The sequence below is a fragment of the Blautia sp. AF14-40 genome (assembly GCF_003479665.1).
Lineage (GTDB): Bacteria > Bacillota > Clostridia > Lachnospirales > Lachnospiraceae > Fusicatenibacter > Fusicatenibacter saccharivorans.
On the sequence record NZ_QUHK01000040.1, the window covers coordinates 1 to 15,691 of the forward strand.

The following is a 15,691-nucleotide window of genomic DNA, read 5'->3' on the forward strand; positions in this document are numbered from 1 at the left end:
CGAAGTTCTATGACTCCAAGAATAGTATTGTAGTCGTGCATGATAGTTCCTCCTTTGCACAGTGATGAATAATAGCTACATCACAATAATAAAGGAAAAACGTACCGTTTTGAGCAGAAAACGCATACCGCTAAATCAGAATGAATGTACCGCTGATTTCAGAATAGGCGTACCGTTCGAGCAGAATTTGCAATGCAAAGGCGGTGAAACAGCTACTGGACAGTAAGTAGGTAATCATCCGTACCCTGTTTTTCAAAATGAGCCGCCCAGAAAAAGGCGGCTCAAATTTATTCTGTTGTCCGAAGTTCTTCCGGAAGTTCTTTTGACCAGGGCAGCAACTGATCCAGTTTTTCTTCTTCGGGAAACGATCCCATCCGCCGCAGCTGATCAAGGACGTAGGTAAGATACAGATAGGGTTTCAGCCCGTTTAAAAGTGCGGTTTCTGTGATACTGTATATGGTGGCGCTGGCATCTGCCCCACGGATACTTTTCGAAAACAGCCAGTTCCGGCGGCCAACTGCGAAGTTTTTAATTGCACGTTCCGCGCTGTTATTGTCAATGCTCAGATGCCCATCCTCCAGATAACGGCGCAGATACGTCTCCTGATTCAGCGCATATAAAATGGCATCACCAATAAGGGAAGACCGGTCTACCGAATCTTCCATCGAATGTAACCATTCAAAAAATGCATCCACGACAGGACGGGACTGTTTCTGACGCTCCAGATACCGTTCTTCCGGCGTCTTATCCTGAATCAGTTCTTCTATTTTATAGAGGATTCCGATCCGGGACATCGCCTGATACGCAACGGTTCCACGCAGCTGTTCTTTGGTAAAATCCTTTTTCAGTGCCGTAAGCGCTGCGTCAAACCTCCTTCTTGCATGGGTAAAGCATCCGGATACAACAATCGAATCTTTTACCCCGTGGTATGCCTGATATCCATCACACGTGAGGTATCCTTCGAATTGATCTCCCAGAAAATTTTTGGGATGATACCCGGCTCTGGTCCGCTCATAATCGAAGAGAACCATCTGCGGCGCTTCACTGTAGCGGTCGGTCAGATAGACCCACATCCAGTTTTGGGTAGACCCCTGCTGTTTCGGCTCGTCAATCACCTGAACCCGTGTCTCATCGCAGTGAATGTACCGGCTTTTTAAGAATTCTTCTTTCACCCGGTCGTAGAGCAGTCTCAGATATCGGTCTGCACAGCTGATCATCCAGTTTGCCATGGTTTTGGTGGAAAGCTTCAGGTTATATCTTGCGAATTCCCGTTCCTGCCTGGCCAGCGGCATGCCGTTGACATACTTTGCATTCATGATGCCTGCAACCAGGGACGGCGTTGCAATGCTTCCCTTGATCAGGGCCGGAACTTTTTCCAGACGCTTCATAGCTCCGCATTCCGGGCAGCTGTATACATAGGAGATTTCTTCGACTACCTCAAAACGTGCCGGAACGAACTTTAACCGCTTTACCGTTTCCTTCGTGACGACCTTATATTTTTTACCGCAGTCTGGACAATAACGTTCCTGCCCTGTAAGTTTGTATTCTATCCGCTCTGTTACTTCGAAATGTGAAAGATCTTCCTCTTTCTTTCCGGCATGCTTTTTACGCTTGTGGGAAGTGACTTCGATTTCTTTCTCCGGGTCAGGTTCACCATCTGACGCAGCTTCCGCCTCGTTGAACAGATTCATCTGCTCATATCCATCTGCGTATTTTTCACTGGAAGCCCCAAAACGCTGTTTCTTTGCAAGCGTCAGGCGGTCAGAAAGCATGGCATTTAAAAACTCAAGCTCTTTCTGTTTTTCTTCCATCAGCTTCATTTTGGTTTCTGTTTTGCGCTGCTTTTCCTGCATGACCTGCATCAGCTCAATCAGTGCCTCCCGGCTCATGTTCTTTAACTGATCTTCTGTAAAAATCGGCTCCATCTGGTATTCTCCCGGCTCTTTTTTTTCTACCAGAAGTATACCATACAAACCTGCTTTTTTCGAGGAAAAATGCAGTCTGCAGTTATAGGAAATCAAGCGGATATCTCTGCTTTTTTCGTCCTTACAGGAACCTACACGATGATTTTCGGATGCCGCTCTTCGAACGCCCCCTGGGGTGTCAGGGATAATCCGTCACACAGCCAGTGCATCTCTTTCAGGGTTACCTTTTGGAGTTCATCCGGTGTGTCCGGCCAGCGAAAACAGTTTTTGTCCAGCCTTTTCATCAGAATCCAGAAACCGGATCCGTCCCATTGAAGAATTTTGATTGAGGTCCGCCTGCGGTTGCAGAACGCAAACATACAGCGAGAATATGGGTCGAGCTGAAATTTTAATTTGATGATAGCCGCCAGACCGTGATAACTTTTTCTGAGATCGGTTACTCCGCACGCAAGGTATACCGTTGTGCTGCCTGCCAGTTCAAGCATGCTCTTTCAGACTTCTTACGAAAACATGCAGAAGCTCTGGCGGGCAGTCCGGCATAATTTCAATCCGGATACTGTCTGTAATAAAGATACGCAGAGGTATATTTTCTGTTATGGCTCCTCTTGTGGAAAGTTCCTGCTCCGTTGGCATCTTTGCAAAAACCAGTTCCGGCTGTGATTCGCTTTCGAGTGTACGTAATCTACGGTTCCAGTATGTCATGGTAGAAACAGGGATCTGATGTTCCCGGCACCACTCCCTGCAGGTCTGGCCACTAGCCTGGAACGCCTGCAGACGTTCTGTCCAAAGAATAAGTTTTTCGTCTTTTTTCATGATGATACAATCCTTTCAGGTTTTGAGGAGAGTATATCAGAAAAAAATCGAGGATAACAGGTACGGATGATTACCTACTTACCATCAAAACAAGCATGTTCATGCATTGACAGAGATCTTCGATGCTTTCGAAACTCCGAAATGTCACGGCCTGCGCCTGTTTCCGCTTATAATTCCTCAGAAGCCGTTCCGTTTCATTATTCGTGGCAGGTACCCTAAAATCATGCAGGAACAGCAGATGGTTCTGCTTATATTTCTCCATTCTCAGGAACAAATTGTACCCGTCACGGTAATAATCATTTGCCGGAATGTCTTCGTATTCTTTCCGTGCGGTTTCCAGTATTTTTTGGTACCTTTCTTCAAATCCGGAAACCTTGTCCAGATCCACCTCTTTTGAAGGATTGCATTCATTCCGGAAATGGATCATTTCCTGCAGCAGGGAACGCATCTCTTTGCTCCAGCTGCGTTCCGGCTCATTATCCATGCTGTCCTTCAGATAGCGCAGCACATGGGCAAGACATTCCTGATGATTCGTCCCATAACTGTAAAAGGTAACGTCGTGGTCGTGGACCAGGATTCCCTGGTAGTCTTCCGTAACCGTACCTTTTACCCCTTCATGCCCTTTTTTCTCACGGGCAAAATAAAGAGCCTTACCATCAGGCGTGGCACATACATAAACCTGACAGCTCTTTCCGTTTATCCTTGCATTCGTGCAGTCCGTGTGCATGACAGGGGAAAGCAGCATATCAGCATAAGCAGATTTCCGCCCGGCTTCTGTTTTCCGGGCAAACTCCCTGCTCAGTCTGCAGACCATTCCTTTTGAGAGGTTCAGTTTTCCAACCGTCAGGTCTGACAGAAACTTTCTGCTTTTATCGATGGATGTACAACAGTCCTGGTCGATTAACAAAAAGTATCCCGGTAATTATGAAAAGCGGAAACAACTGCGTCTCGAGAAGGAAAAACCTGTTCTGGAGGCTTTCTGGTCGTGGCTTGACCAGCAAAAGCCCGTCCGGAATACCCGGCTGGATAAAGCCGTGAATTATGTTCTCAACCGGCGTGATATAGCAGAAACTTATCTGGAAGACGGGCGGTGCAGCTTTACCAATAATCTCAGTGAGAATGCGATCCGTCCCTTTGCAGTGGGGCGAAAAAACTGGCTGTTCAGCAGTTCCGTAGACGGAGCGAATGCCAGCGCAGTAGTCTACACAATGGTTGAGATGGCCAAAGCACATGGGCTGAACATTTACGGATATCTTAAATTTCTGCTGGAGCACCGACCGAGTAAAAATATGACCGATGAACAGCTGGCGGAACTGGCACCTTGGAGTGAAAAACTCCAATCTATCAAAAATCGCATGTGAATTATAGTGAATTACTCCAACTCGCAAAGGGCTGGAGTAATCTTGTATCTAACCGCATTATTATTTGGCGCTTACCACTGAAAAAAGTAATTAAAGCTTATCAGAAGATTGATCTCCTGATTCTGGATGAGTTTCTGCTCAGCCCTGTTTCCAGTGAGCAGACCAGAGAACTGCTGGAGATTATCGAAGCACGCAGCGTAAAAGGATCAGTTATCTTTTGTACGCAGTTTGAACCTGCTGGCTGGTACAGCCGGATAGGAAATGAATGCGATGCTACGATCTGCGAAGCCATTATTGACCGCATCGTCCACAATTCGTACGAAGTAATGATTGATGGCCGGGTATCTATGCGGGAGCGCCATGGAATTAAAGATTCCCAGAAAGGGGCTGCCAATGACTGATTACTGCGCTTTCAGTAAAGATCATAAATGTATCAAATGGACCGACTATGAGTTACTTCGTCATGAACTGGAAGAGGCCGATGAATTATGCCATAACAATTGGACAGAAATCCAGCATCTGCGGGAATATATCGGTCAGTTACAGGCGTTGCTTATCAAAAATGGAATAAAGGTTCCGCCTGAGTATTAAATAAAGGATTGCACTCTGCTCCGGAAAGGTATGCTCTTTCTTTCCGGAAAAGGGTGCTCAGAATTTCCGAAAAGAATGCTCATTCCGATCGGAATACTCAAGTTCGCCAGTTGCTGTGTCCAGTAGCAGTTCCGGCTGGTCGCCTACCCAGTCAATATACATCTTTTCACCAGGAATCCGTTCCACAGGCATAGATGTTTTTGAAGTACCATAAGTATCTACCATAAAATCACGATACAGCTTATAAAACTGGGCAAGCTGGTAACCATTGGGATGCTCTTTTTTATAATCGATCCATAGAAAGCTCAAGTCGGCATGCTTTCCCATTTGGATCATCTGCTCATGTATTTTTTCAAAATCAGGTAGTGGAATGTCCTTATGTCGAAGGTTTTCTTTTGGATAGATGAGATCAACAACCTTTGCGGGTGGCATTTGCCGAAGATCATCCAGTGATAATCCTGAATCATTATAGCGGTTCATGATCAATGCAATCCCGCTCCGTCCAATCCGGTAACGTTTTTGTACGGCGTCATAACTGACTTTACTGAGTCGAAGTTCTATGACTCCAAGAATAGTATTGTAGTCGTGCATAATAGTTTCTCCTTTGCACAGTGATGAATAATAGTTACATCACAATAATAAAGGAAAAACGTACCGCTTTGAGCAGAAAACGCATACCGCTAAATCAGAATGAATGTACCGCTGATTTCAGAATAGGCGTACCGTTCGAGCAGAATTTGCAATCTTATTAGCAGGGTTTGAATGATCTGCGCGGGGACGTCCATCTTCATAGCGAATTTCAGTTCTTGTATTTTGATGTTGACAAATTGCTAAAAAGATATTATCATAATGATATTAATAAAAGAAAGAAGTGGAAATTATGAAAAAGAAGATAGAGACTTTGGAATCAAATGAGGAGTATGCCAAAATATATGATGATTCAGAATTTGAGAAACCATCAGTTACTGCAGATATAGTCATCTTTGAAATGTTTGACAGTGAAGAAAATAATTATAGAAAAATATCGGAGAAAAAATTAAAAATTCTTTTAATACAGAGAGGAATGGAACCATTTAAAGATTGTTATGCTCTTCCTGGTGGTTTTGTACGTTCGGATGAAACTGTATGTGAAGCAGCAGGAAGGGAACTTCAGGAGGAAGCTAATTTAAGCTGTGATTTTTTAGAACAATTTGGAACCTACAGTGATCCGGGCCGTGATCCAAGAAGATGGGTCATTACGAATGGATTTATGGCGCTGATTAATTCAAATCATGAAGAAATTAAAGCAGGAGATGATGCATCAGATGCAAAATGGTTTGATGTTTCTTTCAGGAAAGTTGAGGGTGAGTGGGTGTTGCGTTTAACACATGAAGAGGATGTGATTTGCGCAAAACTGAAAGAAGTCACATCTCAATGGGATGTCAAAAGAAAGTTTAAGACAATTGAAAGCGATGATATTGCGTTCGATCATCAGATTATTATTGCAGATGCAATTATGCAGCTTCGTAAATGGATTACAGAGACACACATTGCCTTTCGGCTTTTGCCAGAAAAGTTTACATTGAGAGAATTACAACAGATTCATGAAGCTGTTTTGGATACAAAATTATTAGTTCCGGCATTTCGAAGAAAGGTATCTTCCCTTGTCGAAAATACCGGAGAAATGACAGGAGATGCTGGACATAGGCCGGCAGTATTATACAGAGAAAAACAGCAAAGTAAAGAAAGAGGTTATGAATACAATAGTATATAAGAGGATGACGGGTTATTTTCTAATCAGACATTCATGAGATGTCACCATCAGAAAAAGATAAGTTATTGCAAGAAAGAAATGATTTTGTGTAATATGGTAAATATATATAAAATAATATGGTAAATATATATAAAAATACAACTAGTAGAAAAAAAATAAATATGTTATAATACGTAAAAGAAAATAAGAGAATGCAAAATTGTTGACACTATGATATAAGCAATAATGCATGAAGGCTTTTGAAAATATCTAATTACAGCGTAGAAGAATATAAGATTAGCAATAACAGAAAGACGTTCCTGTAAAATAATTTGTTTACAAGAACGTTTTTGAGAATTATATTGTTATATACGTGCGGATAAGAAGATTCCTAATTACCAAGGAGAAAACGGTTGTGATTGATGAAAAAAGCTTTATTCAAAGAAATATTAATGAAATTATAGAAGTTATCAAAGGCGACATTGTTGAGGAAGCTAGCAAGAGAAAAGTAACAGCGATTGTGAATGCTGCAAAATCAACTTTAATGGGTGGCAGTGGTGTAGATGGTGCTATTCATAAGAAAATGGCTGAAATCTTAAAAGACAAGGATAGCTTTAATCAGAAAATTAAACAGCAATTAGATGGAGAGCCAAGTTTACCGGACAATACAATTCGATGTCATCAGGGAGAAGCTAGGATAACAGAAAATAATCCGCAAGAAGGCAGAGAAGACTTTGTCAGATATATTATTCATGCAGTTGGTCCGAAATATGATGGGGGATCAGAGTGTATTCAAACTTTGGCAAAGTGTTATGAAAGCATAATGCAAATCGTAAAAGAAAATTCAGATATAAAATCATTGGCTGTTCCGATTATCAGTTCAGGAAATTATGGGTTTCCAATGAAACTTGCATTTCAAATTGCATTAGTGTCGATAAGCAATCAGCTATTAGAGTGGAAGAAGCATGACAGCGATACGTTCCAGCGAATCGAGAAGATTTATCTTGTAATATATCATGAACAATCAGATGTTATGAACAGCATATTGGATGTTTATCGTGAATGTGAAACGAATATGAAAGCGGAACGAAGAATGGTTTATATGTCTGGGTACCAATCGCAAAAGGCATATTGCAAGGAAATATGGAAATATGATTCCGAAAAGAGATATTATTTCACAATCACAAAGATGTTTCGACTTTTCCTGGCTGGAATAAGAATGTTTTTTGTACCTTCGATGCTGGTCAGAAGCTTAGCAGGAAAAAGAGGATGGAAATATCGCAGAGAAGTTATAGAAATTGAAACGGTGATCAAAATGTTAATTCCGTTTGTATGGATTTTGTTATTTTCCTGGCAGAAAATGCGTCCCTATATAAATGGAAATGAAAATAGGTGGTATATTATTGCTGGAATTACGACAGTTTATGTGATGCTGGACACAATAACTTGTTTATTGGCATTGATTTTTCTGGCGGATATTCACAGACCGTCGGCAAATCCATTACGGACATTGATATTGTTGGTATTCAATTATTTGGAAATGATTTTTGGAATGGCATTGTTTTATTATCTTGTTTGCAATATAGAAAAAATAAAGATTGGACTGTGGGCGGCTATGGATTATAGCATTTTGGGAAAAACAGTCGAGGGGCAGTTAATGACAATGCTGTTTCGAATAACGGAATATACAAGAACAGGAATTAATTTTCTGTTTGGAGCGTTGATGATTGCATTTTTTGTCGCACATTTGAAACAAAGAAAATTTTTAAGTGAAGATGCGGCAGACAGAGGTTGATATGTTAGTTAAGCTAAACATAAATATTAAAGAAAGGATTTTGAGTGAAAAGGGAAAAAATATGGTTTTAGCAGAGGAAATAGACGCAGTGTATTATTCAAGAACAGATACATTTCCAGGTAATGGGATAAAGGAGTCTTTAATTGATATTGAGAATCAGAATCTAAAAACGACAAGAAAAGAATTAGAAACATTATATAGCATTCCGTATTGTACAAGAATGGATTATGAAATAGAATTTTAAGAAAAAGCGCTCGTATATAGGGCGCTTTTTCTTAAAATACAAATAAAGAGAAAATTAAGAGGAACCATTATGAAACAGATTAGTAGCATTCAATTATACCGATACAATATTGGATCAGAAGGATCATTTCATACCGAATATATGGCAATGGACTATTTTGATGCATTTCAGGTGAAAGAAGAAAAAGATGTTATTCATGGATGCATTGGAAACCAGGAAATGTCGGAGAAAAATTATCTGGCTTTGCAGGAATTGTGCTTTGTGGGTGAGGAAAGTTTTAAAAGTCCCGATCATGAAAAAATGTTTTTAACATTAATACAGGTTTTCATACATCCGGATTTTTGGGGAGAAGCACTAAATCAGGATCATCAGGAGATTGAAAGAATATTACGTGAAGAGCTTAAAACATTTCAGAAAAAAATAAACGATGAAAAGGATAAAAGAAAAATAGAATGTCAGTTATTTTCACTTTTTACAGCGGGGGACTATTTAATAAGTGTCAGAAGTAATGATATTCATATTGCATTTGAACTTTCGACGACTCTCAGAGAAATTTATTTTCAGATTGAAAACAAAAAATATCAGCTTCTTACCACATATAGTATTATGGGAATGCAGAATGTAGATAAAAACCCAGAAGCAAAAAAGATAAAAATAGAGGATATGTTGTTTGAACAGGGAGATCTGGTATCAATAAGGGGAATTTATTCGGACGAGTATAGAAGAGAGGAGACGAAAGAAGAAGAGGAGACAGAAGAAAAAGAGGAGACAGAAGAAAAAGAAGAGATAGAAGAAGAGACGGAAGAAGAAACAAAAAAAAGAAGTGCAGTAGAATATCAGTTATACGGAAGATACGATTATTCTATAGATATTATGTTGGAAGATTTTATACACATACGCCATATTTTGATGATATGCAAACAGGACAGAAAAGTAAATAAAGAAATCTTGGAGCAGTTGAAAAGCCAGGCTGATAAAATGAAATTGGGAGAGAATGCCCAAACACTAATAAAAGATATTTTTTCAGGAAAGCTGAGTTATTGGAATGAGCGTATTTTACTTAAAGGAGTGCCACGAGAAGAAAATAAATTTTATGAGTATCGGAAAGCCCGGACGAAGTGTATTGCTACTTTAAGTAAAAAAGAGACATTAAAACAAAGAAATGAAAAGCAATATGAATATTGCATGAAAGTTCTAAAAGAAATTGAATTGGCAAGTTCTGTAAAGGAAAATGAGCGTGTAAAAGTATATTATGAACTGCTTAAGAGTCTTTTAGAAAACAGTCAAAGTTTGAACGGTCAAAGAGAGCTTAGACTGCAGGTGTCTATTCTGCTTCGGCAAATGAGATATTTGATAGAATCTCTTGAAAAAATCCGTGAATATTGCAGTGACCCGATGGAATTTAAAGATTATGAAAAGGAATTGATAGTAGGTGTAAAGTCTTTGGATGCATTTGCAGGGTACATACGAAATATTAACCTGCAGACACTGCAGGCTCCAAATTATAATCTGCAGATTAATGGAAGTATTGAGAAAATATTAATGGCATATGACTGGTTTATCAGTCATGTATTAGATATAGCAAGGAACAATATAACTGGGAAGACGTCGTATTATCATGTCTCGAGGGATCTGTGTCCGGTATTGATACCATGTATTGAAGAAAGAGATCAATCTGTACGAGTATTGATTGAACTAAGTCGTCGACAGAAAACGCAGAAGGAGCTTTCCAAGAATCTGATGGTTGTTTTTGTACCAAATGTGGAAAGCATGGAACAATATGAAAGTTATATTCCAATTTTATGTCATGAAATTGCACATAATATCAGATTCAGGGAGCAGGAAGTGCGAAATAAACTCTTAGCTTCTTACGTGCTGAATATTTTCAGTTATTCGTTGTTTTGGAAAATCTTTTATGGTGGAATGGATCTTTTTCAGAAAAATAGTATGCTTAAATTGATACAGAATGAAGTATGCAGCGCTCTTTTTGGAATGGGATCGGAACAATATAAGGGAGAACTGAAATGTTTTGAAGAAGTATTCAAACAGAAAATGTTGAGTTTTTGCAAGGGTGGAAATTTGAATCCGGAAACGTATTTGGGCATCGGGGAATTTATTAGAAATACGCAGGATTGTGTTTTAGAATATGACTCGGAATATTTTGAATGTGTAAACAGGATAAAACAATTAGAAGAAAATATACAGAAAAGTCTGGAAAAAGGTTATAAGAGAATGAAAAAGGGGGAATTATCGGAAAAATCTTTAATAGATGAAATAGAAAAAAATTTAGTAGAATTGCAGAAAAACTGTATACAATATGCATGCGCAATTGTTAATAGCCATTGTCAACGAATGGGAGAAAACATAGTAGTATTGGATTTTAAAGATGAGGTAACACTATCAGAAAAAATTCGGAAAATACTCGAGAAAAAAAGAAAAGGCGGTAGAGCAGATTTGGGGTACTGCAAAGTAATTCACAATTGCTGGTGGGAATATCGGGATTTGAAATTAAAGCTGGAAGCATGGAGTGGAACAAAACTGCTGGAGGAATACTTCTACTATTGCGAAAAAGTGGCAATGGGGAGAAAAATTTTTAAAAAAGCAAAACAAATGCTTTCTTTACATGAAGATAATGAAATAGAGTGGAATTGGAGTAATAAAAGCCGAATGGAGATTGAAAAGGTAAAAAATCAGTTGGGAATAGCGCAAAATGATGAAAAAAAGTTTGCTACAGCTTTTAACGGGGCACTTTCTGATTATGAAGAAGAAACCATTTTGAATCTGATAGAAATGACTTTTTCAGTTTATAGAGAGGCTGCGTCAGATTTATTTATGTGTGGTGTTTTTGAATTTAGTATTTTTGGATATTTACAGTTTGCTTCAACACATTTTCCGTTTGAAACGAAAGACTAACTATTAAAAGTCAAGCCTTAAAATGATATTTTTTGAATAAAGTACAGAAATGTATTTTAGATATATTTGGAACTCAGTTAGAGTTCATTGAACCTTGAAAACTGCATGACAAAAAGAGCATCGTGACAGGTGCTCAAAAAAGAGTATTGAATTAGAAAGATTTAAGCTGCTTTTATGTATTGCTGCTTTGTTTTTTCAAGATGATAAATCACTCGAACCAGTTTTTTTACAGCGTGTGATATGGCAACATTGTAATGCTTACCTTCCGCTCGTTTTTTAGCAAGATAGGCTGCAAATGTTGGATCCCAGTGGCAGACATACTTGGTGGCATTGTACAGGGCGTATCGCAGGTATCTGGAGCCACGTTTTTCCATATGTGCGTAGGCACCATCCAGTTGTCCGGATTGATATGTTGATGGCGAAAAGCCGGCATAAGCTAAGATTTTATCAGGAGAATCAAAACGATTGAAATCACCAATCTCGGCAATAATCATAGCGCCCATGCGATAGTTAATTCCGGGAATGCTAAGAATTGGAGAGTTGATTTCATCCATGATGATTTTGATCTCTTTTTCGATTTCATCAATCTCTGAATCAAGTTCCTGAATGAGTTTGATGGTGTGCTTTAATTCAAGAGATTTGGCTGGCATATTTGAGCCGATAGAAGCTCTTGCAGCATCTCTGAAAGTAATAGCAGTATCTTTACCATATCGACCTTTGGAAGCTTCGGAAAGAAGATTTGTAAGTCTGGTAAGGTGTGCGGTGGCTATATGTTTAGCGCCGGGAAATTCAGAAAGCAATGCATAAACAGATGTTATATGGAGAGTTGGCACAAGTTTTTCTAATTCGGGAAATAAGATACAGACAAGTCTTGAAACGGAGGTTTTCAGCTTGGCACGTTCTTTCACTTTGTCAAAACGATAACGAGTTAATGACTTTAGCTCCTCGTTGTGGTAAGATATGTCTGAGTAGGACTTTAAGTTCACATCAGACATGAGCATGGAAGCAATCGTGCGGGCATCTACTTTATCCGTTTTCGTCTGTCTAAGGCTTAGACTTTTTCTGTACAGATTTGTATGTAACGGATTGATAACATAGGTGGGCAAACCTTTATCAATGAGATATCCGAGGAGATTGTAACTGTAGTGTCCGGTGGCTTCCAGTCCTACTTTTACTTTTGTCACATCATCCATAACGGAAGCAATCTTTTGATGAAGTTCATTAAAACCATCTAAGTTGTTGGTGATGGTAAATGCTTTAAATAACACTTCTCCATCAGAGTTGGTGATAAAGCAATCATGCTTATCCTTAGCAACATCAATTCCTACGTAAATCATAATAAAACTCCTTTGAAATGAATTTGATACTGTTTTAGAACCACAGGGTGCTCTTTGCGATTGTAACCTCGTTCTAAATAAACCGTCATGCGGTATCTAACTGATTAACAAATGGACAAAGAGACTGTGGTTGGAGCCTTTCGTAAACCATCTAGTGGTAGGAGAAATTAACCAATCCACAGCATCTTATATATCATAGTCGAACCTACAGAAGAGGTAAAGAATGGACTATGACTTTAATGGTTATAAAGACCTTGGAGAGGGTCTCTAAAAACTACTACTATATAATACGAGGAGAAACAAGGTTTGAAGCAAAACGATGCGGCATAGTTTGCAGGGCAATATGGAAACGTAAAAATAAAAAAAATACGACAGGGAAAATCGAAAAAATTGCGCAGGAGACATTTAAAGAGCTTTCGGAAAAAGTTAGTGAAGAGCATGTAGAGATTGAAACGGAAAGTCCGGAGCTCTGGAGCCTTTTTCAGGAAGAAAGTTTTTCGATGAGTAAATTGGAAAAAGTTATTAGGCTTTTATATGAAAAATTGTATTTAATCAAGGCAGAAAATAGGAACGAAAAAATAAGTGTCTTATATACAAAAATGTATCGCTTTTGTAAAGTGCTGAGATTGATCTGTGAACAGAAGGATTATACGATAGAGAAAATTTTAACTGACTTTATAAGTCAGGGATCATTTTTTGAAGAAAAAGAGGCAGAAGAGATTAGAAGGCAGATTTTTGAGGATGATACAATTCGGAAACAGATCACTACAAGATGGAATGAAAGTTTTGCTATAGATAAGAAAGGAACAGAGGAATATCAGAAAGAACAAATGATGTATGCGGAGTTTCTGATGAATTGTTATAGGAGATGTCAGAACGATGTAAAAAACTGGGAGGGTAGTGAATGATTAATGAATACAATGCATACAGCTTAGCTGACTTTATGAACATTGTGTCTGGGATTGGACAAAAAGCAGGAAAAGTGGCGGGAACGCCGCCGCTTTTATGGTTTCGGGGACATAGAGATTATACATGGGATTTAGCACCAAGTATTTTTCGAAAAGTGAGTGATCGTGAACATAGTTTAAACAGAGAAGAAAATGCACGGAAAGAACATTTTATTGCAAAAAACAGCCAGTTTTTTGAACAAAAACCTGGAGTTCCAGTAGAATGGCTGGAAGTAATGCAGCATCATGATGTAAAAACAAGGCTATTAGACTGGTCTGAATCGGCAATGCATTCATTGATCTTTACATTGGAATGCTTCTTTAAAAATGACGAGCACTTTGAGGCTGATAGAATGAGTGCATGTCCCTGTATGTGGGTGTTTGAACCACAGAAATGGAATGAATACGTGATTCAAAGTGTAATTAATGAGGTGGAGGCTGGAAGCTATGTAGAAGAGCTCGCCATAAATAAGACGGAAAAGGCAAAACTGCAGCAGGCAATAAAGAAGTTAAAAACGAATTCCGGGATTTGGGATATTTCATCTGCACCACATCTTTCCAGAATATTTAATTTTGCTGAAATTGAAAAAAATGCATTGGAATTTTCTGCGAGAGGAAGAAAAATTGGAGATGAAAGTCTGGAAAGGGTGGTATTTTATTTATTGCTATATGCGATTTATGATATGAAAATCAAGGTGGATCCAGAAGAAGTTCCTCCCCTTGCAGTGAACATTCCCTACCATAGTGAAAGAATTCGAGCACAAAAAGGAGTATTTACAATATTTCCTTTATATGAGGAAACTAATAATATGAAATGCATGACATCCTTTCATGTTTCATTAGATGCAATGCAGAATATGAAGAAAATAAACCATTGTCTGCATAGAATCAAATTATACAATCCAAGAAAAATTGCTTATGAAATGATGGAACTTGGGATGAATGTAAGCTGGCTTTACCCTGAGATACCGGTTGTGTCGAATGAGATTGAAGCAAGAAAAATCACCTGAGTTGAAAGATATCCTTGTGCATTAATGCTTGACATTGGGGTCAGACCGTGCGTCCAGCTAAGGGTATATAGTCCGGTGGGTGGAAGCCCCATCAAATAAGCTGCTAACCACAGCATTTGAAGCGAGTCTTGAGTCTGCCGCGGTAACGTTGCAGGCTAAGCGTAGACAGCAAGGTAACAGGGATAGCTAGTGAGCGCCGAAATCCCAAAAGAACCAGAGGGCCGACATCGTGGTCTGGATGGAAGGCAACATATGTACTTATCGTTATGGTGAGATTTTACATACCTCTGCGGCGTTGGTGGGAACTATTCATGTTACACAGGGAATATATATCAACTGGAGAGAACCTGCATTTTCTTTCTGAAGTGTGTAAACAGGAAGTATGCCTGACAATCAAAAGAAGGATGGCAAAGGAAATGTAGGTAGTCGGAGGCCCGAGTAGTACCGAGGATGGCAGGAACAAAATAAATACCGGAGGGAAGTCGAGAGAGAGCGGTTCCTCACAGCTCTGGCCTGCGAAACTATATCAAAGAGGAAACATTAGCTATACACAGGGATAGAGGAACTAATGGAAACGAAATTGGCGAGAATATCACAATTATCAAAAGAAAATCCAGACATGGTGTTCACATCTTTGGGACATCTGATGAATAAGGAAATGCTGAAAAGCTGCCATACCCAGATGGATGGAACAAAGGCCGTAGGAATGGATGGAATCACCAAAGAAGAATACGGAAGAAATCCGGAAGAGAATCTGAACGCTCTTGTAGAACGATTAAAGAGGAAATCCTATAAGCCGAAACCGGCAAGACTGGTAGAAATACCGAAGGATAACGGAAAGCTGCGTCCGCTCAGCATCTACTGCTATGAAGATAAGCTGGTGCAGGAAGCACTGCGCAGAATACTGGAAGCAGTGTTTGAACCGATATTTTACGATGAAATGATGGGGTTCCGGCCGAACAGGGGATGCCATAAAGCAATCCGCAAACTAAATATCATGTTGGAAAGAAAACCAACAAACTA

The 15,691-nt window shown here is 39.3% G+C and carries 14 protein-coding genes and 2 pseudogenes; 10 read left to right on the top strand and 6 right to left on the bottom strand.

The window, feature by feature from the left end; all coding sequences use genetic code 11:
- Window positions 1-287: 287 nt before the first annotated feature.
- From tnpC to DWW13_RS16525, 4 genes and pseudogenes are all read right to left on the bottom strand, one after another.
- Window positions 288-1,925, bottom strand: coding sequence for an IS66 family transposase (gene tnpC, locus DWW13_RS16510; RefSeq protein ID WP_118720619.1), 1,638 nt, complete (start codon window positions 1,923-1,925; stop codon window positions 288-290).
- Between the two features lie 131 nt (window positions 1,926-2,056).
- A complete protein-coding gene (tnpB, locus tag DWW13_RS16515) occupies window positions 2,057-2,410 on the bottom strand; it encodes an IS66 family insertion sequence element accessory protein TnpB (RefSeq protein WP_118720601.1) in 354 nt (117 codons plus the stop codon).
- The gene (gene tnpA / locus DWW13_RS16520; protein ID WP_118720603.1) at window positions 2,403-2,738 is read right to left on the bottom strand and encodes an IS66 family insertion sequence element accessory protein TnpA; all 336 of its coding nucleotides are present in this window, start codon (window positions 2,736-2,738) and stop codon (window positions 2,403-2,405) included. Before tnpA ends, tnpB begins: the two co-directional genes overlap by 8 nt.
- A 70-nt stretch (window positions 2,739-2,808) precedes the next feature.
- Window positions 2,809-3,642: pseudogene (locus tag DWW13_RS16525) on the bottom strand (IS66 family transposase); the annotation flags it as partial.
- 22 nt (window positions 3,643-3,664) lie between these two features.
- Between DWW13_RS16525 and DWW13_RS16530 the strand changes: the two are divergent.
- The 3 genes and pseudogenes from DWW13_RS16530 to DWW13_RS20070 all read left to right on the top strand — a co-directional run.
- A pseudogene (locus DWW13_RS16530) lies at window positions 3,665-4,099 on the top strand (IS66 family transposase); the annotation flags it as partial.
- Window positions 4,096-4,500 carry an ATP-binding protein gene (locus tag DWW13_RS16535; RefSeq protein ID WP_226906441.1) on the top strand — a complete coding sequence of 135 codons (405 nt, stop codon included), beginning with the start codon at window positions 4,096-4,098 and terminating at the stop codon, window positions 4,498-4,500. The pseudogene DWW13_RS16530 and the gene DWW13_RS16535, both read left to right, overlap by 4 nt.
- Window positions 4,493-4,690: a mobility-associated LCxxNW protein gene (locus DWW13_RS20070; protein ID WP_118720605.1), complete on the top strand. Its 198-nt coding sequence runs from the start codon at window positions 4,493-4,495 to the stop codon at window positions 4,688-4,690. Before DWW13_RS16535 ends, DWW13_RS20070 begins: the two co-directional genes overlap by 8 nt.
- A 57-nt stretch (window positions 4,691-4,747) precedes the next feature.
- On the opposite strand, the gene DWW13_RS16545 is transcribed toward DWW13_RS20070, so the two are convergent.
- Entirely contained in the window at window positions 4,748-5,281 is a 534-nt protein-coding gene (locus tag DWW13_RS16545; protein WP_226906440.1) for a transposase, read from the bottom strand.
- 289 nt (window positions 5,282-5,570) lie between these two features.
- Between DWW13_RS16545 and DWW13_RS16550 the strand changes: the two genes are divergently transcribed.
- The 4 genes from DWW13_RS16550 to DWW13_RS16565 all read left to right on the top strand — a co-directional run bounded on the left by DWW13_RS16550 (window position 5,571) and on the right by DWW13_RS16565 (window position 11,374).
- The gene (locus DWW13_RS16550; protein WP_118720607.1) at window positions 5,571-6,443 is read left to right on the top strand and encodes an NUDIX hydrolase; all 873 of its coding nucleotides are present in this window, start codon (window positions 5,571-5,573) and stop codon (window positions 6,441-6,443) included.
- Window positions 6,444-6,837: 394 nt separating this feature from the next.
- Window positions 6,838-8,217 (top strand): macro domain-containing protein, encoded by a 1,380-nt coding sequence (locus DWW13_RS16555; protein ID WP_118720609.1) that lies wholly within the window; start codon window positions 6,838-6,840, stop codon window positions 8,215-8,217.
- 1 nt (window position 8,218) lies between these two features.
- Window positions 8,219-8,461: a hypothetical protein gene (locus tag DWW13_RS16560; protein ID WP_118720611.1), complete on the top strand. Its 243-nt coding sequence runs from the start codon at window positions 8,219-8,221 to the stop codon at window positions 8,459-8,461.
- Window positions 8,462-8,530: 69 nt separating this feature from the next.
- The gene (locus tag DWW13_RS16565) at window positions 8,531-11,374 is read left to right on the top strand and encodes a hypothetical protein (RefSeq protein WP_118720613.1); all 2,844 of its coding nucleotides are present in this window, start codon (window positions 8,531-8,533) and stop codon (window positions 11,372-11,374) included.
- A 161-nt stretch (window positions 11,375-11,535) separates the two neighbouring features.
- Here the strand turns inward: DWW13_RS16565 and DWW13_RS16570 are convergent, their stop codons facing one another.
- Complete coding sequence (locus DWW13_RS16570) at window positions 11,536-12,711, bottom strand: IS110 family transposase (protein ID WP_117500218.1); 1,176 nt, start codon at window positions 12,709-12,711, stop codon at window positions 11,536-11,538.
- A 230-nt stretch (window positions 12,712-12,941) separates the two neighbouring features.
- On the opposite strand from DWW13_RS16570, the gene DWW13_RS16575 reads away from it, so the two are divergent.
- The 3 genes from DWW13_RS16575 to DWW13_RS16585 form a co-directional block, all read left to right on the top strand.
- Window positions 12,942-13,619, top strand: a complete 678-nt coding sequence (locus DWW13_RS16575) for a hypothetical protein (protein ID WP_118720615.1) — start codon at window positions 12,942-12,944, stop codon at window positions 13,617-13,619.
- The gene (locus DWW13_RS16580; protein ID WP_118720617.1) at window positions 13,616-14,668 is read left to right on the top strand and encodes an FRG domain-containing protein; all 1,053 of its coding nucleotides are present in this window, start codon (window positions 13,616-13,618) and stop codon (window positions 14,666-14,668) included. The genes DWW13_RS16575 and DWW13_RS16580 overlap by 4 nt, the downstream gene beginning before the upstream one ends.
- A gap of 568 nt (window positions 14,669-15,236) precedes the next feature.
- Window positions 15,237-15,691: reverse transcriptase domain-containing protein (locus tag DWW13_RS16585; RefSeq protein WP_243026177.1), on the top strand; the 455-nt coding region annotated here is incomplete at its 3' end.